We start from the raw sequence: 16,931 nt of genomic DNA, 5'->3' as shown, positions 1-16,931 counted from the left end.
CCGGGGGTTATTGCAACCCCCTTGCAACCCTTGCCCGCCGTACCGGGCGTGACGCAGGCTGAGGGCATCCCACGCCGTCCCGGAGAGACCGTCATGCCGTCCGACCCGCTGTCCGCAGCCTCCAGTGCACCCCTCGCCGCCACCCCCACGGGCGGCGATGGGGAGGTCTCCACCGCCGCTCCGGCGGCGGTGGAGGAGGTGCTGATCCTGCGGATCTCGCTGGGCGAGGAGGTGGTCGGCGAGGTGCGTACCCGGTTCCGGTTCACCGCCGCGCGCCCGTACGAGGTGCTGCTGACCTTCCACCTGGGGCGGCCGGACGAGGCGGACTGGGTGTTCTCGCGCGAACTGCTGCGCGACGGCCTGCGCGCGCTGAGCGGCCAGGGCGACGTCAAACTGTGGCCGGCGTACTGCCCGTGCCACGGCTCGACGCTGCACCTGGCGCTCGAATCCCCGCACGGCAGCGCGCTGCTGGAGGCCTCCAAGCCCCGGGTGCAGGCCTGGCTGGACCGCACCTACGCGCTGGTCTCCGAGCACCAGGAGCGCCACTGCGGCCCCACCGACGCCGAACTGGCCGCGCTGCTCGCCGAGGGCTGAGGCCGGCCGCCGACGCCAGGCCGCCGGGGAACAGGGCCGTCAGCGGCGCTCCGGCGGCCCGGCGGCGCACGGCGGCGCGAGGGGCGGCGCGCCGGGCAACCGGGCCGTCCCCGCCGCCAGCGCGGCCCGCAGCCGCCGGACGGCCGGGGCCGAGGAGGCGGGCAGCAGGTCGTACGGGTCGTCCGGCCCGTCCACGCTGACCAGCACCGACTCGGCGATCCGGTACGGCCGGTGGGCCAGCAGCCCGCCCAGGTAGCGGCGCAGCCGGGACAGCTCGGCGCGGACCGTCACCGTCCGGCCCGCGTCGCCGAACAGCGCCTCGGCGAGCTGGGCGGCGGTGCTGCCCTCGCGTCCGGTGGCGAGCAGGAGCAGCAGTTCGGCGTGGCGCGGGCTGAGCGGGTGCGACCAGCTGTCGGCCGCGCCCCGGACGGACAGCTCGGGGCGGTCCGGGCGGCGCAGGTCGAGCCGCAGGTGGGCGCCCTCGGCCTGTTCGGCGGTCACCGTGCCGGAGCCGTCCTCCTCGGGCGGCCGGACCGGGCGCACCAGCCAGCCGTCGGCGAGCGGCTCCAGCGCGCACTCGCCGAGGCCGGGCACCCAGTGCACGGTGGCCGGGGTCCAGCCCTCGCTGGGCACCCGCAGCCGGCTGGGCGGCGGCAGTCCGGCGGCGGCGGCGGTCCAGCCGGCCGCGTCGACCACCAGCGCCGGGCCGCCGACCCGGGCGAGCAGCGGGGCGGCCAGGGCGCGCAGCTGGTGCAGCGCCTCCAGCCGGTGGGCGCGCAGCTCGGCCTCGGCGAGCCGGGCGGCGGTGGCGGTGAGCTGGATCAGGAACGGGCGGACGCTGTGCGCCGGGCCGCTCAGGTTGATGGCGCCGACCAGCCGTCCGGTCCCGGGGTCGCGCACCGGCGCGGCCACGCAGGTCCAGGCGTGGTGGCTGCGCAGGTAGTGCTCGGCGGAGTGGACGTGCATCGGGCGCCGGGCGCGCAGCGCGACCGCGATGCCGTTGGTGCCGACGCTCTCCTCGATCCAGCGGGCGCCGGTGATGAAGCCGATCCGGTCGGCGCTGCGGCGCAGGCCGCGCTCGCCCTCCTGCCAGAGCACGTGGCCCTCGGCGTCGGCGACGGCCAGCAGCAGCGGGGCCGCTCCGCCCACCTCCAGCAGGGTCTCGCGCAGCACCGGCAGGACGGCGTCGAGTCCGCTGGTGCGGCGGCGCTGTTCGATTTCGCCGGGGCCCAGCAGGACGGCGGCGGCGCCGGTGTCGGGGTCGAGGCCGAGGCGGCGCAGCCGGGCCCAGGAGTCGCCGATCTCGGGGCGGGGTTCGAGCAGGCCGGGGCCGCCGGTCTCCTCGGTGAGGGCGGGAACGGCCAGTTCCCGGGCGGCGGCGTCGGCGAGGGTGCGGTCGTGGACCTTGGCCAGCTCCGACGCGGTCGGCGGGGTGCGGCGCTCGGGTCGTCGGGACTGCCGTCCGGTCTGCCGCACTCGCTTCGCTCCTCGCCGCCGTTCGAGGACGCGTCGGGGCCGACGCGCTGACGAAAGCGTACGGGGGCGGTGGGCCGCTGGGGACGGGGTCGGGCAAGTCGGCATACCGGGCGGTACGGAACGCGGGCCCGCGCTCCGTACCGCCGTACCGCCTGGCGGCCGGACGGGGTCAGCGCTGCGCGCCGGAGCCCTGCTGGGCCGCCTCCACGGTGTGGTGCAGGTCGGCGCCGGCCTCCAGGGCGGCGCCGGTGCTCAGTGCCAGGCAGGCGGCCAGGGCCACGGCGGCGGCCCGCAGCCAGGTGCCGGGGGCGGTGGCCGGGCGGGGCTGGAGCAGTGCGGCGACCCGGCGCGGGACCGGGCCGGAGTGGGCGGCGGCGACCAGCCGGGGGCGGGCCGGCCAGGGGGAGCGGCTCGCGGCCAGGGCGGCCCGGCCGACCGCGCGGGCGGTGACGGCGCGGTCGCCGACCCGGGCGGCGGCCACCTCGTCGGCCCAGCGCTCCAGGTGGTAGCCGAGGGGTGCGCGCAGCGGGCGGAGTGCCGGGTGGATGTCGGCGGCGTGCTCGGCGAGGGCGAGGAAGAGGTGGTGGCGGGCGGTCAGGTGGGCCCGTTCGTGGGCGAGCAGGGCGGAGCGCTCGGGGCCGCTGAGGGCGCGCAGCATGCCGGAGGTGACCACGATCCGGCCGGGCTCGCCCGGTCGGCCGGGGCGGCCCAGGCGGCCGGGCAGGGCGAAGGCGTCGGCGCACTCGTCGTCGAGGACGGTGAGCGGGTGGTCGGCGGGCCGCAGCAGGGCGGCGGGCCGGAGGAGCGCGGCCGGCCATGCCGGGGGGCGTGACCGGCGCACGGAGGCGCGCGGGGGGCGCGTGTCCGGATGCTGGGCGGGGGAAGGTCCACGGTCCGGACGCGGGCTGTCGGAGGGCTCCGTGCGGTGCGCGTCGGCCGGGAGCGCGGCCCGGGCGGCGCGCAGCTCCCGCAGCCGTCGGCGGGCGGTGCGCACCGCCAGGGCGCCGAGCGCGAGGAGGGCCACGGCGGCCAGCGCGGCCGGGAACGGCGCGTCGGGCGCGGCCGCGGTGAGCCAGGGCAGCGAGAGGTGGCCGAGGGCGGCGACCGGCGGGAGCTGGAGCAGTCCGGCGGCGGCCAGCAGGCCGAGCGAGCAGAGGGTGCCGCCGGCCAGGACGGCGGCGCTGCCGGCCAGCATCCAGGCGGCGGCCCGCGGCGGCAGCGCATCGGCGAGGCGGCGGGCCAGCGGGGCGGCCAGGAAGGGCAGCAGCAGGGGGACCCAGACGGCGAGCATCATCGGCCCGCCGTTCCCGGTGTCTGAGCCCCGGGGTTGCCGTCGCCGAGGAGGTCGCGCAGCAGCTGCTCGTCCTCGGCGGAGAGGTCGGAGACGAAGCGGGCCAGCACGGTGGAGCGGTCGGTCTCGCGGCCGAGCTCGGTGTGCATCCGGCGGGCGGCGAGCCCGGCGGTGTCCTGGACGGTCGGGGTGTAGGCGTAGGCGCGGCCGGCCCGGGTGCGCTCGACCGTCCCCTTGTCGAACAGCCGGGCCAGGATCGTCGCGATGGTGGTGCGGGCGAGGTCCCCGCCGAGCGCGGCCTGGACGTCCTGCGGCGTCATCGGCTGCCGGGCGGACCAGAGGGCGGCCAGCACCTCGGCCTCCAGCTCCCCGGCGGGCCGGCGGGCGGACGGTACGTCGGGCATGGCGGCGCTTCCTCCAAGTATCGTCTACAGTCGTGTAGACCGTCTACGCAACTGTAGACGGTCCGGGCGGGTTCGGTGCGAACCGCCCTCCAACGTACGGGAGGTCCGTCGGCCTTGCTCCAGTTCCTCGCCGATCCGGCCGTTCACCTCGCGGTGAACCCGCTGGACGCGTCCTCACTGCTCGCCGCCTTCGGCGCGCTCGGCATCGCCGTCGTGCTGTTCGCCGAGACCGGGCTGCTGGTGGGCTTCTTCCTGCCCGGCGACTCGCTGCTGTTCACCGCGGGGCTGCTCTGCGTGCCCGGCGCCACCAAGGGCCCGCAGCTGCACCTGTGGCAGGTGCTGCCCGCCGCCCTGGTCGGCGCGCTCGTCGGCGCCCAGGTCGGCTACCTGATCGGCCGGCGCGGCGGCCGGGCGCTGCTCGGCCGGACCAGGCGCAAGAGCCTGCTGGAGGGCGTGGCGCGGGCCGAGGAGCTGCTCGCCAAGTACGGCCACGGCAAGGCGATCGTGCTCGCCCGGTTCATCCCGGTGGTCCGAACGGTGCTGAATCCGCTCTGCGGCGTGCTCGACGTGCCGGTCCGCTCGTTCACCCTGTGGCAGGTGGCCGGAGGCGTGGTCTGGACGGTCGGCGTGGTGTTCGCCGGGTACGGGCTGGGCTCGTCCATCCCCGGCATCGACCAGTACCTGCTGCCGATCATCGGTCTGGTAGTAGTTGTCTCCGTGCTCCCTATTGTTCTCGAACTGTTCCGCGCCCGTAAGGCGCGACGTCACGGAGGTGACATGTGACGCCCTCCAGGGCGCTCGCCGTGTACGACGGCAGCGGAATCGACGGCGGCCTGTACACCCGGGTCAACGGCTGGGCGCAGTCGGCGCCGCACTGGCTGGACGAGCTGATCAAGGTCTGGTCGGCGCTCGGCCTCGGGCTGTTCGCGGTCTTCATGCTCTACGCCTGGTGGCGGGCGCGCGGCGCGGACTCGGCCGTGATGGCCAGGGTGCTCGCCTCGCCGCTGATCGTGGTCGTCGCGTACGGCGTCAACTCGGTCTTCAAGGGCGCGGTCGAGGAACTCCGGCCGTGCGCGCAGATCCCCGGCAGCGTCTCGCTGGAGACCTGCCCGGGCACCGGGGACTGGTCCTTCCCGAGCAACCACTCGGTGATCGCCTTCGCCGCCGCGACCGCGCTCTGGTTCGTCAACCGGCGGCTCGGCCTGGTGGCCGGCCTGTTCGCGGTGCTGATGGCCGCCTCCCGGGTCTGGGTCGGCGTGCACTACCCGCACGACGTGGCGGTGGGCGCGCTGGTCGGGCTGCTGGCCGCGGCGGTGCTGGCGCCGCTCGCCGGGCGCTGCGGGCCGCTGGTGGACCGGATGCGGGCGGGCGCGCTGCGGCCGCTGCTCGGACCGGGGCAGCCGCCGGTCGTGGCCCGCGGGTACGCGTCGTACGAGTCCCGGCAGCGCTGAGCCGGACTTCCGCCCCTGCCCCTTGTCCGGTCTCGGACGGCGGGTGGAGCATGTGAGCCGGGCGTGGAGCCTCCTTCGGGGGGCGCCCGCCCGGCTCAGTCGTGCTCGGGCGCGCGGGCGCCGGGCGTGCCAGCGGAGGGAGTGCCGAATGCCGTACCGACTCGACATCACGCAGGGGGACTGGCCGGGCGACCTGCTGCACAAGGGCGTCGAGGGGCTGTTGGCCGAGGCCATGGTGCTCACCCTCGCCACCGCGGGCCACGAGCACGGCCCGCACGCCAACCTGGCCTTCTTCGCGTACGACGACGACCTCGTCCTCTACTTCGTCAGCGAGCGCTCCACCCGGCACAGCCACCACCTGGCCGAGGAGGCCCGGGCCGCCGCCACCGTCTTCCTGCCGCCGCCGGTCTTCGGCGAGCAGCTGCGCGGCCTCCAGCTGACCGGCAGCGCGAGCGAGGCCTGGGGGCGGCAGGCCGAGGCGGCGCTGGCCGCCTACCAGGGGCGTTACCCGGTCTTCGCGCGGGACGAGGAGGTCCGGCGGCAGTTCCTGACCGGGGGCGGGGCGGCGGCGCTGTACCGGTTCCAGGTGGAGGAGCTGACGGCGGTGGACGAGCCGAACTTCGGGCGGCGCAACTACCTGCGGGCCCGGGTGGTGCGGTCGTAGCCACCGCGGCGGCCTCGGGGTGGCCGACGGGTTGTCTGTACAACTTCCCAGGTGGTTCATCTGCGGGACGGCGTCCCGACGCCCCTCGGACACCCGGGCGCACCAGCCTGGACGCATGAGAGTCATCGTCGTAGGAGCAGGCGTCCTGGGCAGCATGCACGCCTGGCAGGCCGTCGAACGCGGCCACGAGGTCGTCCACCTGGAGCGCGAGACCGAGGCGCGCGGCGCCTCGGTGCGCAACTTCGGCCTGGTCTGGGTCAGCGGCCGCGCGCAGGGCGAGGAACTGGACACCGCGCTGCGCGCCCGCGAACTGTGGGAGTCCATCGGCGCCCGCGTCCCGGACCTCGGCTTCCGGGCCAACGGATCGCTCACCGCGATTCGCACCGAGGCCGAACTCGCCGTCGCCGAACAGGCCCTGGCCCTGCCGGACGCCGCCGCCCGCGGCTACCGGCTGCTCGACCCGGACGAGACCCGCGCCGCCAACCCGGCCCTGCGCGGCAAGCTGCTCGGCGCCCTGTGGTGCGGGCGCGACGCCGCCGTCGAACCCCGCACCGCCCAGCCCGCGCTGCGCGCCGCCCTGGAGGCCACCGGCCGGTACACCTTCCTGCCCGGGCGCGAGGTGCGCGAGGTGGTCGGCGAGAACGCCGTCCGCGACGACCACGGCGACGTCCACACCGGCGACCTGGTGGTCCTCTGCACCGGCGCCTGGCTCGGCGGCCTGGTCCGCGAACTCGCCCCCGCCCTGCCGGTCCGCCGGGTGCGGCTCCAGATGATGCAGACCGACCCGCTCGGCGAGACCCTCACCACCTCCGTCGCCGACGGCGACAGCTTCCGCTACTACCCCGCCTTCGCCGGCACCGCCCTGGACCGGCTGCGCGAGACCCAGCCGCAGCCGCCCGTCGCCGCCGAGCACCGGATGCAGCTGCTGATGGTCCAGCGCCGCGACGGCGGCCTGACCATCGGCGACACCCACGAGTACGACCAGCCGTTCGGCTTCGACGTCGTCGAGGACCCGTACGACCACCTGGTCGGCGTCGTCGAGGACCTGCTCGGCCGCCCGATGCCGCGGATCCGCCGCCGCTGGGCCGGGGTGTACGCGCAGTGCGTCGACACCACCCGGGTCGTCCACCGCGAGCGCGTGCGCGACGGCGTCTGGCTGGTCACCGGCCCCGGCGGCCGCGGCATGACCTGCTCGCCCGCCATCGCCGAGACCACCGCCGACCTCGCCAACCTGTAAGGAGCGCCGCTGTGAGCAACACCGCTGTGACCGATACCGCTGTGACCGCAGACATCCGCCTGGTCGTGCTCGACATGGCCGGCACCACCGTGGCCGACGACGGCCTCGTCGAGCAGGCCTTCACCGCGGCCGCCGCGGCGCTCGGCGTCGAAGCCGGCAGCCCGGAGTTCGACCCGATGCTGGCCCACGTCCGGGCCACCATGGGCGAGTCCAAGATCTCCGTCTTCCGGCACCTGTTCGGCGCGGAGGAGAAGGCCCAGCGGGCCAACACCGCCTTCGAGGCCGCCTACCACGACCTGGTCGACGCCGGGCACTGCGCCGCCCTGCCCGGCGCCGCCGAGGCCATCGCCGAACTGCGCGGCCAGGGCCGCAAGGTGGTCCTCACCACCGGCTTCTCCCGGGCCACCCAGGACCGCATCCTGGACGCCCTCGGCTGGCGGTCCGTCGCCGACCTGACCCTCTGCCCCGCCGAGGCCGGCCGCGGCCGCCCGTACCCCGACCTCGCGCTCACCGCCCTGCTGCGCACCGGCACCGACTCGGTCCGCCAGATCGCCGTCGCCGGCGACACCGGCTACGACATGCTGACCGGCACCCGGGCCGGCGCCCCGGTCGTCGCGGGCGTCCTCACCGGCGCCCACGACGAGGCCCGGCTGCGGGCCGACGGCGCCACCCACGTCCTCGGCTCGATCGCCGAACTGCCCGCGCTGCTGGGCTGATGCGGCGTTCCGCCCCGGGCGGCGGCCCGGGGCGGAACGGTGGGCTCAGGCGACCGGCCGGCTCAGGCGGACGACTCCTTCGGCCGGCGCACCGACCAGAGCAGGGTGCCGTCGATCAGGACGTTGCAGCCGAGGAACGCCAGCAGGTAGGCGGAGGAGTCGGCCTCGCCGGGGAGCTTGGGGGCGACCCGCCCGGCCGGGTCCATCCGGACGGTGATCACCTGGCCGCGCTTGAACCGGGGGGAGCTCTCCGTGAGCGGGCCGCCCGGCACGTCGTCGTTCAGCTCCGTGGAGGCCAGGCTGTACGCCCGCCCGGTGCCGTGGAGGGCGTCGGTGACCTTCTCGTCGACGACCACGGCCTGCACGGTCCGCCCCGAACCCAGGATCAGGTTCGCCCAGGCCTCGGTACCGGCCAGGTAGGCGACGAAGCCGACGACGGAGATGCCCAGGCCCCAGGCGACCATGTTCTTCTGGAACCGGGGGTTGCTGTCGGCGTCGCGGCGCACGGCGAACGCGTACAGCACGATCAGCGGGTAGGCGAGCCCCACCACCGCGGCGAGGAACGAGTTGACGTAGACGTCCAGCGCGATGACGCCGACGAGCACCGCCGTGGTGACGGCGATGAGGGCCAGGGCCCCGCCGAGTCGGCGGGGCCCGCTCCGGGTGGTGCCCTGGTCGGGCTGGGTGATCGTCACCCGAAGGCCTTCCGGATGTTGTCCTGCCGCTCGGGCGGCAGGGCGTTCGACGTCTCGTTCAGCGGGGGGTAGAAGGAGATCCCGCTGATGGCGGCGCCCACCAGGACCGACCAGCCGTCCCAGTAGTCCAGGTGCTGGGTGGAGAAGACGACGGCGAGCACGTGGGGGCTCCACGGGTGCGCGAACAGGGCCTCCAGCTGGCGGACGGTGGTGACGCCCGACCCCGGCAGGCCGTAGGCCGTCCCGGAGACGGGCACGGCCAGGTCGCGGACGGTCACGGCGGCCCGGCCGAGCGGGAAGTCGAGGACCTCGATGTCGGCGTCCGGCCAGGCGGTCGCGAGCTCCCGGGCGACGCGCTGGGGGTAGCCGCCCGGGGTGCCCTGCTCCTGCTCGCGCAGGTACAGGCTGAACACGCCCTGGACGATCTCGCCCTCCTCGGTCTGCACCAGGCAGTTGGAGACGTGCACCGCACCCTCGCGCAGCTGCGCCTGGAGGGCGAGCTCGGCGGAGACGGCGATGCCGAGCTTCTGCTCCGGAGCGGCGTCGGTGAGCCCGTCGAGCCCGTCCACGATCCGGCTCATCCGGTCGCCCGGGTCCTCGGCCAGGTCGATGTCCGTGAACCCCTCGGGCAGGGAGAGCCAGACGGACGGCATGGTCGTATCAGTCATGTCCCACTCCCCAGACACCGGTGACGATCGCGCTGCCGCCGCCGAGCAGGGCGGGCAGGATCCGGCCCTTGCCGCTGCCGCCGATGGCGCCGCCGGCGCCGTTGAGCGCGGTGCCGCCGCCGGTGGTGTAGTTGATCGCGGCGCCCAGCCCCGGGCTCGGGCTGTCGGTGAAGAGGCCGGCCGCGGTGGGGGCCGTCAGCGCGACCCCGCTGGCCGCCTGCACGCCGTCGGAGACGTTCATCGCGGCGGCCTTGGAGAGCCCGAGCTTCATGGCGGGCTTCTCGATCGCGGTGGTGAAGATCGGGCTGGCCGGGTCCATCGCCCGGGCGGCGACGCGGATCTCCTTGGCGCCGGCGCTCACGGCCTTGGCCCCGCCCTCGGCGGCGCGGGCGCCCCGGAACGCGGTGACCCCGCCCTTGAGGAGGGCGCCTCCGGGCAGGGCCCCGAGGAGGTCGCCGGCCAGGGTGAGGTCGTTGCCGAGGTTGTCCCAGCTGGTCGGCATCAGGCCCTTGATGCCGTACTGCTTGGCGTGCAGGCCCGCCGCGCCGACGCTCAGCAGGATGGCGGGCAGGGCGAACGCGGGGCAGAAGATGGCCGCGACGCCGCAGATGCCGGAGGCCACCGTCAGCAGGTCCCCGCCGTGCTTGCTGAACCAGTCGCCGATCTTGCTGAGCATGCCCGGCTCCGGCGGGGCCTTGCTGTCGGCGGCCTTGCGGACGGCCTCGGCCGTCTTCTGGGCGTCCGACTTGTGGGTCCCGGCGAGCTCGTGGGCCTGCTTCTGGAGGCCGGCCAGCTCGTTGGAGGCGCTGGTGAGCAGGCTGGCGGCGGAGTCCAGGTGGTTCTTCGCCGTGTTGTAGCGCTGCTCCGCGGCGGCGAGGCTGGCGTCGTCGGGGTAGGAGCGGCCGGCCAGTTGGAGGTCGGGGGCGGCGGCCGCGGCGCTGTGGGCCTTGTCCGCCTCCTCCTTCTTCTTCTTGGCGGTGACCGCGGAGGCGGCCAACTCGGCTGCCTTGGGCTGGTGTTCGGTCAGCGCCTTGTACCAGACGTCGAGCGCCGTGTAGGCCGAGGTGATCGAGTCGGCGGCGTCCTGGAGGTAGCCGGGGAGCTTGCCGAACTGCTCGGAGAACTTCTTGGCGGCCTCACCCGTCCACTGGCCCTCGTTGTTGGAGATCTGGGAGAGCGTGGTGTGCACGCCGCTCAGGTGCTGGCCGACCCGGCGCAGGCTGGTGCTGAGCGCGGTGACGGCGGCGGAGTCGCCGGGCGTGGGGTTGAAGCCGAGGCCGGACCAGTCGGGCGCCGGCGTGGGGGCGCTCACGACTGCCCCGCCGGGGCGAGGACCTTGACGATGCTCTGCTCGGTGCCGTCGTAGTTCTTCTGCACCTGCTCAAGGCCCTCGTCCAGGGCCTTGACGCACTCGCGGACCTTCTTCAGGCCGAACTGCCACTTGTCCTTGAAGTGCCCGCAGGCCTCGTCCAGGAAGTCGAAGCCGGTGCCGGTGTGGCCGGCCGCCTCGAAGGCCTTGAGGCCCTGGTCGAGTTCGTCGGCACAGCCTTTGAGGTCTTGGGCCAGTTTTGCGAGGAATTCGGTACTGACTTTGAAGTCGGACACTTTCGCCCCCCGATGCGTCGATTGTCGGACCGGGCGAGCATAGCTCCAGCCGACCGGGGAGAGATCGTCACGGTCGTCACCGGAGGCGGTCGTTACGGGACCTTTACGGGCCGTCGACGCCTTCTTGACGTCGGCGGCCCAGCTTCGAGGTGTATACGTACGGTCGGTCTCAGCGGCGCCAGAAGCCGCGCTTCTTCGGGGTGACGAGCCGCACCACGGCCGTGACGAACAGCTCGGCGACGGGGGAGGGCCCCGGGCCGTGGTTGAGGTGGCTCTCGGCGGTCCACTCGCCGAGGACGGTGCCGGGGCTGCCGTCGAAGGGGCTGAACGCGTGCTCCAGGGTCACGTAGCGGACGGTCCTGGCGCCGCCCGGCTGGACGGCGGCGACGAAGTGGGCCTCGGTGGCGCCGACCGGGGCGGGCAGGGTGACCAGCAGCATGTGGTGGCCGTCGACCGACAGGTGGCGGCAGTCGAGGCCGTGGTCGGGCAGGCGGTCCTCGGGCGGCAGGGTGCTGCCGAGGTCGTCCCAGATCTGGGTGACGACGGGCAGCAGGCTGCCGCCGTCCGGGGTCGGGGTGGCCACGCGCGGGCCGAACTCCAGCACCTGGCGGGCCAGCTCGCGGTGGACGAAGCGGTAGTGGTGTGGGCGGGGGTCCGTCATGGGGGACACCGTAGCGAAGCGTCCGGGGCGGGTCGTCGGCACGTCCGACGTCCCGCCCCGGAAGGGGAGTTGACCAGCGAATTCAGAGTTGACGGAGCGTCAGAAAAGGTGTCGGAAACGGCGTCAGGAGTGCCCGCCCCTGAGGTTGAGCACGACCACCCCGACGATCACCAGCGCGATCCCCAGCCACTGGAGCCGCCCGAGCGACTCGCCGAAGGCGACCACCCCGATCCCGGCGACCGCCGCGGTGCCGGCCCCGGACCAGACCGCGTAGGCGACCGAGACCGGTATGTGCTTGAGCGCGCGGCCGAGCAGCAGGAAGGAGAGCACGTAGCCGACACCGACGCCGAGGCTCGGCCAGAGCCGGGTGAACCCCTCGGTGAGCTTGAGGCAGCTGGTGGCGCAGACCTCGCTGATGATGGCCAGGGCGAGCAGGAGATAGGGCATGTCAGGGTCGAACCGCGCCGGCGCCGGCGAGCTTCCCGAGCAGGGCGAGGTCGGCCTGCTCCAGGCTGGCGAGCAGGGTGATCCGCTCGCCCCGCGGCATCGGCACCGGGGTGGACGGCACGGCGAGCACGGCGCAGCCGGCCGCGGTGGCGGAGGCGACCCCGGTCGGGGTGTCCTCGACGGCGAGGCAGTCGGTCGGGTCCAGGCCGAGCCGTTCGGCGGCGGCGAGGTACGGGTCGGGCGCGGGCTTGGTGCGCGGGGTGTCCTCGGCGGCCAGGGTGACGGCGAACCAGTCCCGGCCGATGGCGGACAGCACCAGGTCCACCACCCGGCGCGGGGAGGCGGAGACCAGCGCGGTCGGCACCCCCGCGTCGCGCAGCGCGGCCAGCAGGGCGAGCGCGCCGGGGCGCGGCACCGTCTCGGCGGCGACCTTGGCGGCGAAGGACTCGCCGAGCCGGGCGGCGAGTTCGGCCTCGCTCAGGGCGGTGCCGCTGACCGCGTGCAGGTGGGCGGCGGTGTGCTCGACGGCCTGGCCGAGCACCTCGGGGGCGTCCTGGTCGGTGAGCGGGTGGCGCAGTTCCTCGGCGATCTCGGCGGCGGTCTGCCACCACAGCTGCTCGGTGTCGACCAGGGTGCCGTCCATGTCGAACAGGACGGCGGCGGGCAGCGCGTTGGACGCGGGCATGGCGGTGTCAGGCATGGCGGTACCTTCGGTGGTTCTCCGGCGCTTCGTCGGCGCTTCTTCGGTGCTCCGCCGGTACGTCGTCGGGCGGAGCGGGGAGGTACGAGGCTCTCAGGCGGCGCGGCGGTCCACCAGCACCGGGCGCTCCGGCAGGGTGAGCGCGGCCCGGGCGCCGGCCGGCAGTGCGGTGGCGGCCTCGGTGGGCAGGTCGGCCTTGACCTCGGTGCCGTCGTCCAGGCGGACGGTGAGCCGGGTGACGGCGCCCAGGAAGGAGGCGGTGACCACCAGCGCGGGGCCGTCCTCGGCCGGGGTCAGGGTGACGTTCTCCGGGCGGACCAGCACCTGGAGCTCGCCGTCGGCCGGGACCTCGCCGTCCACCGCGTGCCGGCGGCCGAGCACCTCGACGCCGTCCGAGGTGCGGGTGCACGGGATGCGGCTCATGGTGCCGACGAACTCGGCGACGAAGGCGGTGGCCGGCCGGCCGTACAGCTCGGACGGGGCGGCGCACTGCTCCAGCCGTCCGGCCCGCAGCACCGCGACCCGGTCGGCCATCGACAGCGCCTCCTCCTGGTCGTGGGTGACGAACAGGGTGGTGATGCCCAGCTCCTGCTGGAGGCGGCGGATCTCCTCGCGCAGCTGGAGGCGGACCTTGGCGTCGAGCGCGGACAGCGGCTCGTCCAGCAGCAGGACGCGCGGCTGGAGGGCGAGCGCGCGGGCGAGCGCGATGCGCTGCTGCTGGCCGCCGGACATCTGGTGCGGGTAGTGGTCGGCGCGGTGCGGCAGGCCGACCAGCTCCAGCAGCTCCAGGGCCCGCTTGCGGCGCTCGGCCTTGCCGGTGCCGCGCATCCGCAGCCCGAAGGCGACGTTGTCCAGCGCGGTCAGGTGCGGGAAGAGGCTGTAGGACTGGAACACCATGCCCGCGTCGCGCTTGTGCGCGGGGATCGCGGTGATGTCCTGGCCGTCGACCAGCACCTCGCCGGAGTCGTGCTGCTCGAAGCCGGCCAGGATCCGCAGCGCGGTGGTCTTGCCGCAGCCGGACGGGCCGAGCAGGGCGAGCAGCTCGCCCGGGCGGACGGTCAGGTCCAGGCCGTCGAGGGCGGTGGTGGCGCCGAACGCGCGGCGCAGGGAACGGAATTCGACGGTGGCGCTGCCGGAGGCGAGCGGGGCGTCGGCGGCGATGGCGGTGGCCGTGGTCATGACTGGTGACTCCGGGGGGTTTCAGGAGGTGGCGGTCTTGGCGCGGCGCTCGCGCCCGGCGGTGGCCAGCAGGAGCAGCAGCAGCCAGGTGAGCAGCAGGCTCAGGATGGAGACCGCGACCGACATGTGGGCCTGGCTGTTGCCGACCGAGTAGATCCAGACCGGGAAGGGCTGGAAGCCGAGGATCGAGGCGGTGGTGAACTCGCCGAGCACCAGGGCCAGGGTGAGGAAGGAGGCGTTCAGCAGCGCCCCGCGCAGGTTGGGCAGGACGACGGTGAACACCGCGCGCGGCCAGCTCGCGCCGCAGTTGCGGGCGGCCTCGACCAGGGTGCGCACGTCCATCGAGCGCAGGCCGGCGTCCAGGGCGCGGTAGGCGAGCGGCAGGGCCATCAGCACGTAGGCGATGACCAGCACCAGCGGGAAGTCCGGGTCCTGGATGAACACGAAGGTCTGGAAGAACGGGGTGTCCATCAGGTAGTCCGGGCCCCAGCGGAGCACGCCGATCAGGCCGGCGGTCAGCGCGACCGGCGGGACGACCAGCGGCAGGGTGCAGAGCACGTCGAGCACCGGGCGCAGCTTCGGCGAGCCGAGCCGCACGGAGATCAGCGCCGGGACGAGCAGGAGCAGCAGCACCACGACGGTCACGACGGCGAGGCCGAGGGTCAGCCAGAGGCTGTCCAGGAAGCCGGGGGCGGAGAGCAGCCCGGTGTAGGCCGCGAAGGAGATGCCCTGGGGGTCGTCGATCGAGAACCAGAAGGAGGCCGCGAGCGGGACGACGAAGTAGACGCCGGCGAGCAGCAGCACGGCTCCGCGCCACCAGCGCACGGTGCGTCGGCCGGGGCGGGCGGGGGTGGTCAGCTGAGCCATCGGGCGCTCCGGCGCTGGAGGGGGAGGTACACGGCCATCACCAGGACGGCCACGAAGATCATGTTGAGGCTGAGGGCGAGGGCGAGGTTGCCCTGGCCGACCAGCACGTTGCCGGAGAGCGCGTCCGCGATCGAGCGGCTGACCAGCGGGACGGTCGCGCCGACCATGGCGGCGGCCGTCGCGTAGGCGGCGAAGGCGCTGCCGAAGAGCAGCACGAAGCCGCCGAGCAGGGAGGGCAGCAGGATCGGCAGGGCGACGTGGAGCCAGTACTGGACGGTGGTGGCCCGGTTGTTCTGGGCCGCCTCGCGCCACTGGGTCCGCAGGCCGTCCAGGGCCGGGGTGATGGTGAGCACCATCAGCGGGACGAGGAAGTACAGGTAGACGACGGTCAGGCCGGTGAACGAGTACAGCGACCAGCCGTGGTCGGTGAGGTGCAGCAGCTTGGTGATCTCGCCGGCGTTGCCGAGGGTGGCGACGAACGCGAAGGCGAGCGGCAGGCCGCCGAAGTTGGCGAGCACGCCGGAGGCGGTGAGCACCGCCTGGCGCAGCCAGCCGCGCCGGGAGGTGACGACGGCCTGGGCGAGCGGCAGGCCGAGGACGGTGGCGAGCAGCGCGGTCAGCGCGGAGAGCTTGAGGCTGCTCAGCATGGCCGTCTGGTAGCCGCCCTGGACGGAGGCCGTCAGGTTGTCGAAGGTGAACTGCCCGGCGCCGGACTCCGCGTCGCTGGAGGTGGTGAACGCGCCGATCACGATGGCGACGGCGGGAAGGCCGAAGCCGATCAGGAAGAACAGCAGCAGCGGCACGGCCGCCAGCCAGGACGCGCCGCCGAGGCGGGCGAGCGGCCGGCGCCGCGGGCCGGGCGCGGTGGTGGTGGGGGAGGTGGTCGTGGCGGTGGCGGACGCCCCCGCGCCGCCACCGGGGGAGGTGGCGGCGGGGGTGGTCGGCACCGGGGTGGGAGCCGTGGTCATGAGTGCCTTTTCTCAGCCCGAAGTGCGGTACGTGGCCTGGGTGTCAGCCCGCGATCGCCTTGGTCCAGTTCTCGGTGACGACCTTCTTGGCCGCGTTGATCTGGTCGACGGTCGGGAAGGTGGTGAACGGCTTCTCGACGGTGGGCAGCTTGGCGGCGCCGGCGGCGTCCAGGGTGCCGTCCTTCTTCAGGGCCTCGAAGGTGGACGGGGTGGCGTAGCCGCCGAGGAAGAGGTTCTGGCCCTCGGTGCTGAACAGGTACTCCTGCCACAGGCGGGCGGCCGCCGGGTGCGGGGCCCACTTGTTGACGGCCTGGTTGTAGAACTGGGCGTAGGAGCCGTCGGTCGGGATGGAGACCTTCCAGTCGACGCCCTTGTCCTTGAACTCGTCGGTGTAGCCGGCGTTCAGGTAGGACCAGTCGATCGAGATCGGGGTCTCGCCCTTCTCGACGGTGGCCGGGGTCGACTCGACCGGGTTGAAGTTGCCGGACTGCTTCAGCTTGCCGAAGAAGTCGATGCCGGGCTGGATGTTGTCCAGCGAACCGCCGTTGGCGAGCGCGGCCGCGTAGACGCCGCCGAAGGCGGAGCCGGACTTGGTCGGGTTGCCGTTGAGGGCGACCTGGCCCTTGTACTCCGGCTTGAGCAGGTCGGCGAAGGTCTTCGGGCAGTTGGCGATCTTCTTGGCGTCGCAGCCGATGGAGACGTAGCCGCCGTAGTCGTTGACGGCGGCGCCGTTCGCGTCCTTCATGGTGTCCGGCACCTTGTCGAAGGTGGCGACCTTGTAGGGGGCGAGGATGCCGTCCTTGACCGCCTGGAGGGCGAAGGCGCTGCCCAGGTCGACCACGTCGGGGGCGCGGTCCTGGCCCTTGCGGGAGTTGATCGCGTTGATCTCGTCCTGGCTGGAGCCGTCCGGGTTCTCCTCCTCGACCTCGATGCCGTACTTGGCCTTGAAGCTGTCGATGATCTTGCCGTAGTTCGCCCAGTCCCGGGGCAGCGTGATGACGTGCAGCTTGCCCTCCTTCTTGGCGGCGGCGATCAGGCCGTCCATGCCGCCGAAGTCGGCGGCGGAGGTGGCCGTCTTGGCGTCCTTGGCGCCGCCCTGGGCGGTGTCGCCGGACTTGGCGCTCGAACCGGCGGAGCCGCAGGCGGTGAGGGAGAGCGCGGCGGCGGTCAGGACGGCCGCGAAGGCGGCGGCGCGGGCGCGGTGCACGGTCACGGGGAAGTCTCCTGTTAAGGGGGCGTACTGCGAGGGCGCTCGCGGGGGGTTCCGCGGGCTGGCGTCTCGCGAAGGATCGCGAAGGCCTGGGACGG

20 protein-coding genes are annotated in these 16,931 nt (G+C 74.2%); 6 read left to right on the top strand and 14 right to left on the bottom strand.

Annotation, left to right across the window (positions count from 1 at the left end; translation table 11 throughout):
- Window positions 1–93: 93 nt before the first annotated feature.
- On the top strand, window positions 94–594 hold the full coding sequence (locus ACFVXH_RS20685; RefSeq protein ID WP_074001657.1) for an SsgA family sporulation/cell division regulator: 501 nt from the start codon (window positions 94–96) through the stop codon (window positions 592–594).
- Window positions 595–633: 39 nt separating this feature from the next.
- On the opposite strand, the gene ACFVXH_RS20680 is transcribed toward ACFVXH_RS20685, so the two are convergent.
- The 3 genes from ACFVXH_RS20680 to ACFVXH_RS20670 form a co-directional block, all read right to left on the bottom strand.
- Window positions 634–2,070 carry a helix-turn-helix domain-containing protein gene (locus ACFVXH_RS20680; RefSeq protein ID WP_220450064.1) on the bottom strand — a complete coding sequence of 479 codons (1,437 nt, stop codon included), beginning with the start codon at window positions 2,068–2,070 and terminating at the stop codon, window positions 634–636.
- 169 nt (window positions 2,071–2,239) lie between these two features.
- Entirely contained in the window at window positions 2,240–3,364 is a 1,125-nt protein-coding gene (locus ACFVXH_RS20675) for a M56 family metallopeptidase (RefSeq protein ID WP_387825816.1), read from the bottom strand.
- The gene (locus ACFVXH_RS20670; RefSeq protein WP_049654255.1) at window positions 3,361–3,765 is read right to left on the bottom strand and encodes a BlaI/MecI/CopY family transcriptional regulator; all 405 of its coding nucleotides are present in this window, start codon (window positions 3,763–3,765) and stop codon (window positions 3,361–3,363) included. Before ACFVXH_RS20670 ends, ACFVXH_RS20675 begins: the two co-directional genes overlap by 4 nt.
- A gap of 114 nt (window positions 3,766–3,879) precedes the next feature.
- Here ACFVXH_RS20670 and ACFVXH_RS20665 point away from each other — a divergent pair, with 114 nt between their 5' ends.
- From ACFVXH_RS20665 to ACFVXH_RS20645, 5 genes are all read left to right on the top strand, one after another.
- Entirely contained in the window at window positions 3,880–4,548 is a 669-nt protein-coding gene (locus ACFVXH_RS20665; RefSeq protein ID WP_049654256.1) for a DedA family protein, read from the top strand.
- Window positions 4,545–5,216 carry a phosphatase PAP2 family protein gene (locus ACFVXH_RS20660; RefSeq protein ID WP_380782060.1) on the top strand — a complete coding sequence of 224 codons (672 nt, stop codon included), beginning with the start codon at window positions 4,545–4,547 and terminating at the stop codon, window positions 5,214–5,216. Before ACFVXH_RS20665 ends, ACFVXH_RS20660 begins: the two co-directional genes overlap by 4 nt.
- A 148-nt stretch (window positions 5,217–5,364) precedes the next feature.
- Window positions 5,365–5,880 (top strand): pyridoxamine 5'-phosphate oxidase family protein, encoded by a 516-nt coding sequence (locus ACFVXH_RS20655; protein WP_049654261.1) that lies wholly within the window; start codon window positions 5,365–5,367, stop codon window positions 5,878–5,880.
- 115 nt (window positions 5,881–5,995) lie between these two features.
- Window positions 5,996–7,117, top strand: coding sequence for a TIGR03364 family FAD-dependent oxidoreductase (locus tag ACFVXH_RS20650; RefSeq protein ID WP_049654265.1), 1,122 nt, complete (start codon window positions 5,996–5,998; stop codon window positions 7,115–7,117).
- An 11-nt stretch (window positions 7,118–7,128) separates the two neighbouring features.
- Window positions 7,129–7,833, top strand: coding sequence for a phosphonatase-like hydrolase (locus ACFVXH_RS20645; protein WP_074002110.1), 705 nt, complete (start codon window positions 7,129–7,131; stop codon window positions 7,831–7,833).
- A gap of 62 nt (window positions 7,834–7,895) precedes the next feature.
- Here ACFVXH_RS20645 and ACFVXH_RS20640 read toward each other — a convergent pair whose 3' ends face one another.
- From ACFVXH_RS20640 to ACFVXH_RS20590, 11 genes are all read right to left on the bottom strand, one after another.
- Window positions 7,896–8,528 (bottom strand): hypothetical protein, encoded by a 633-nt coding sequence (locus tag ACFVXH_RS20640; protein ID WP_387825809.1) that lies wholly within the window; start codon window positions 8,526–8,528, stop codon window positions 7,896–7,898.
- Window positions 8,525–9,196, bottom strand: a complete 672-nt coding sequence (locus tag ACFVXH_RS20635; protein ID WP_387825806.1) for a hypothetical protein — start codon at window positions 9,194–9,196, stop codon at window positions 8,525–8,527. Before ACFVXH_RS20635 ends, ACFVXH_RS20640 begins: the two co-directional genes overlap by 4 nt.
- Window positions 9,189–10,508 carry a putative T7SS-secreted protein gene (locus ACFVXH_RS20630; RefSeq protein ID WP_387825803.1) on the bottom strand — a complete coding sequence of 440 codons (1,320 nt, stop codon included), beginning with the start codon at window positions 10,506–10,508 and terminating at the stop codon, window positions 9,189–9,191. Before ACFVXH_RS20630 ends, ACFVXH_RS20635 begins: the two co-directional genes overlap by 8 nt.
- Window positions 10,505–10,801 carry a hypothetical protein gene (locus ACFVXH_RS20625; RefSeq protein WP_049654274.1) on the bottom strand — a complete coding sequence of 99 codons (297 nt, stop codon included), beginning with the start codon at window positions 10,799–10,801 and terminating at the stop codon, window positions 10,505–10,507. The genes ACFVXH_RS20630 and ACFVXH_RS20625 overlap by 4 nt, the downstream gene beginning before the upstream one ends.
- A gap of 169 nt (window positions 10,802–10,970) precedes the next feature.
- Complete coding sequence (locus ACFVXH_RS20620) at window positions 10,971–11,462, bottom strand: hypothetical protein (RefSeq protein ID WP_074001651.1); 492 nt, start codon at window positions 11,460–11,462, stop codon at window positions 10,971–10,973.
- A 123-nt stretch (window positions 11,463–11,585) separates the two neighbouring features.
- Window positions 11,586–11,909 (bottom strand): multidrug efflux SMR transporter, encoded by a 324-nt coding sequence (locus ACFVXH_RS20615; protein WP_049654278.1) that lies wholly within the window; start codon window positions 11,907–11,909, stop codon window positions 11,586–11,588.
- A 1-nt stretch (window position 11,910) separates the two neighbouring features.
- Window positions 11,911–12,609: an HAD family hydrolase gene (locus tag ACFVXH_RS20610; RefSeq protein ID WP_387825799.1), complete on the bottom strand. Its 699-nt coding sequence runs from the start codon at window positions 12,607–12,609 to the stop codon at window positions 11,911–11,913.
- A 93-nt stretch (window positions 12,610–12,702) separates the two neighbouring features.
- Entirely contained in the window at window positions 12,703–13,788 is a 1,086-nt protein-coding gene (locus ACFVXH_RS20605; protein ID WP_387825796.1) for an ABC transporter ATP-binding protein, read from the bottom strand.
- A 21-nt stretch (window positions 13,789–13,809) separates the two neighbouring features.
- A complete protein-coding gene (locus ACFVXH_RS20600; protein ID WP_049654281.1) occupies window positions 13,810–14,655 on the bottom strand; it encodes an ABC transporter permease in 846 nt (281 codons plus the stop codon).
- Window positions 14,643–15,623, bottom strand: a complete 981-nt coding sequence (locus tag ACFVXH_RS20595) for an ABC transporter permease subunit (RefSeq protein ID WP_074001649.1) — start codon at window positions 15,621–15,623, stop codon at window positions 14,643–14,645. Before ACFVXH_RS20595 ends, ACFVXH_RS20600 begins: the two co-directional genes overlap by 13 nt.
- A 43-nt stretch (window positions 15,624–15,666) precedes the next feature.
- Entirely contained in the window at window positions 15,667–16,836 is a 1,170-nt protein-coding gene (locus ACFVXH_RS20590) for an ABC transporter substrate-binding protein (RefSeq protein ID WP_049657932.1), read from the bottom strand.
- Between the last annotated feature and the right edge of the window lie 95 nt (window positions 16,837–16,931).

Origin of the sequence: Kitasatospora sp. NPDC058184 (assembly GCF_042883725.1) — a bacterium.
In the GTDB taxonomy this organism is placed as follows: Bacteria; Actinomycetota; Actinomycetes; order Streptomycetales; family Streptomycetaceae; genus Kitasatospora.
This window is presented reverse-complemented; position numbering and strand designations above follow the sequence as displayed.

What these genes read in the sequence shown, in the direction of transcription:
- ACFVXH_RS20605 (WP_387825796.1), bottom strand. Translation starts at nt 13,788, where the DNA reads ATGACCACGGCCACCGCCATCGCCGCCGACGCCCCGCTCGCCTCCGGC.
- ACFVXH_RS20650 (WP_049654265.1), top strand. Translation starts at nt 5,996, where the DNA reads ATGAGAGTCATCGTCGTAGGAGCAGGCGTCCTGGGCAGCATGCACGCC.
- ACFVXH_RS20685 (WP_074001657.1), top strand. Translation starts at nt 94, where the DNA reads ATGCCGTCCGACCCGCTGTCCGCAGCCTCCAGTGCACCCCTCGCCGCC.
- ACFVXH_RS20670 (WP_049654255.1), bottom strand. Translation starts at nt 3,765, where the DNA reads ATGCCCGACGTACCGTCCGCCCGCCGGCCCGCCGGGGAGCTGGAGGCC.
- ACFVXH_RS20610 (WP_387825799.1), bottom strand. Translation starts at nt 12,609, where the DNA reads ATGCCTGACACCGCCATGCCCGCGTCCAACGCGCTGCCCGCCGCCGTC.
- ACFVXH_RS20600 (WP_049654281.1), bottom strand. Translation starts at nt 14,655, where the DNA reads ATGGCTCAGCTGACCACCCCCGCCCGCCCCGGCCGACGCACCGTGCGC.
- ACFVXH_RS20635 (WP_387825806.1), bottom strand. Translation starts at nt 9,196, where the DNA reads ATGACTGATACGACCATGCCGTCCGTCTGGCTCTCCCTGCCCGAGGGG.
- ACFVXH_RS20595 (WP_074001649.1), bottom strand. Translation starts at nt 15,623, where the DNA reads ATGACCACGGCTCCCACCCCGGTGCCGACCACCCCCGCCGCCACCTCC.
- ACFVXH_RS20675 (WP_387825816.1), bottom strand. Translation starts at nt 3,364, where the DNA reads ATGATGCTCGCCGTCTGGGTCCCCCTGCTGCTGCCCTTCCTGGCCGCC.
- ACFVXH_RS20655 (WP_049654261.1), top strand. Translation starts at nt 5,365, where the DNA reads ATGCCGTACCGACTCGACATCACGCAGGGGGACTGGCCGGGCGACCTG.
- ACFVXH_RS20620 (WP_074001651.1), bottom strand. Translation starts at nt 11,462, where the DNA reads ATGACGGACCCCCGCCCACACCACTACCGCTTCGTCCACCGCGAGCTG.
- ACFVXH_RS20615 (WP_049654278.1), bottom strand. Translation starts at nt 11,909, where the DNA reads ATGCCCTATCTCCTGCTCGCCCTGGCCATCATCAGCGAGGTCTGCGCC.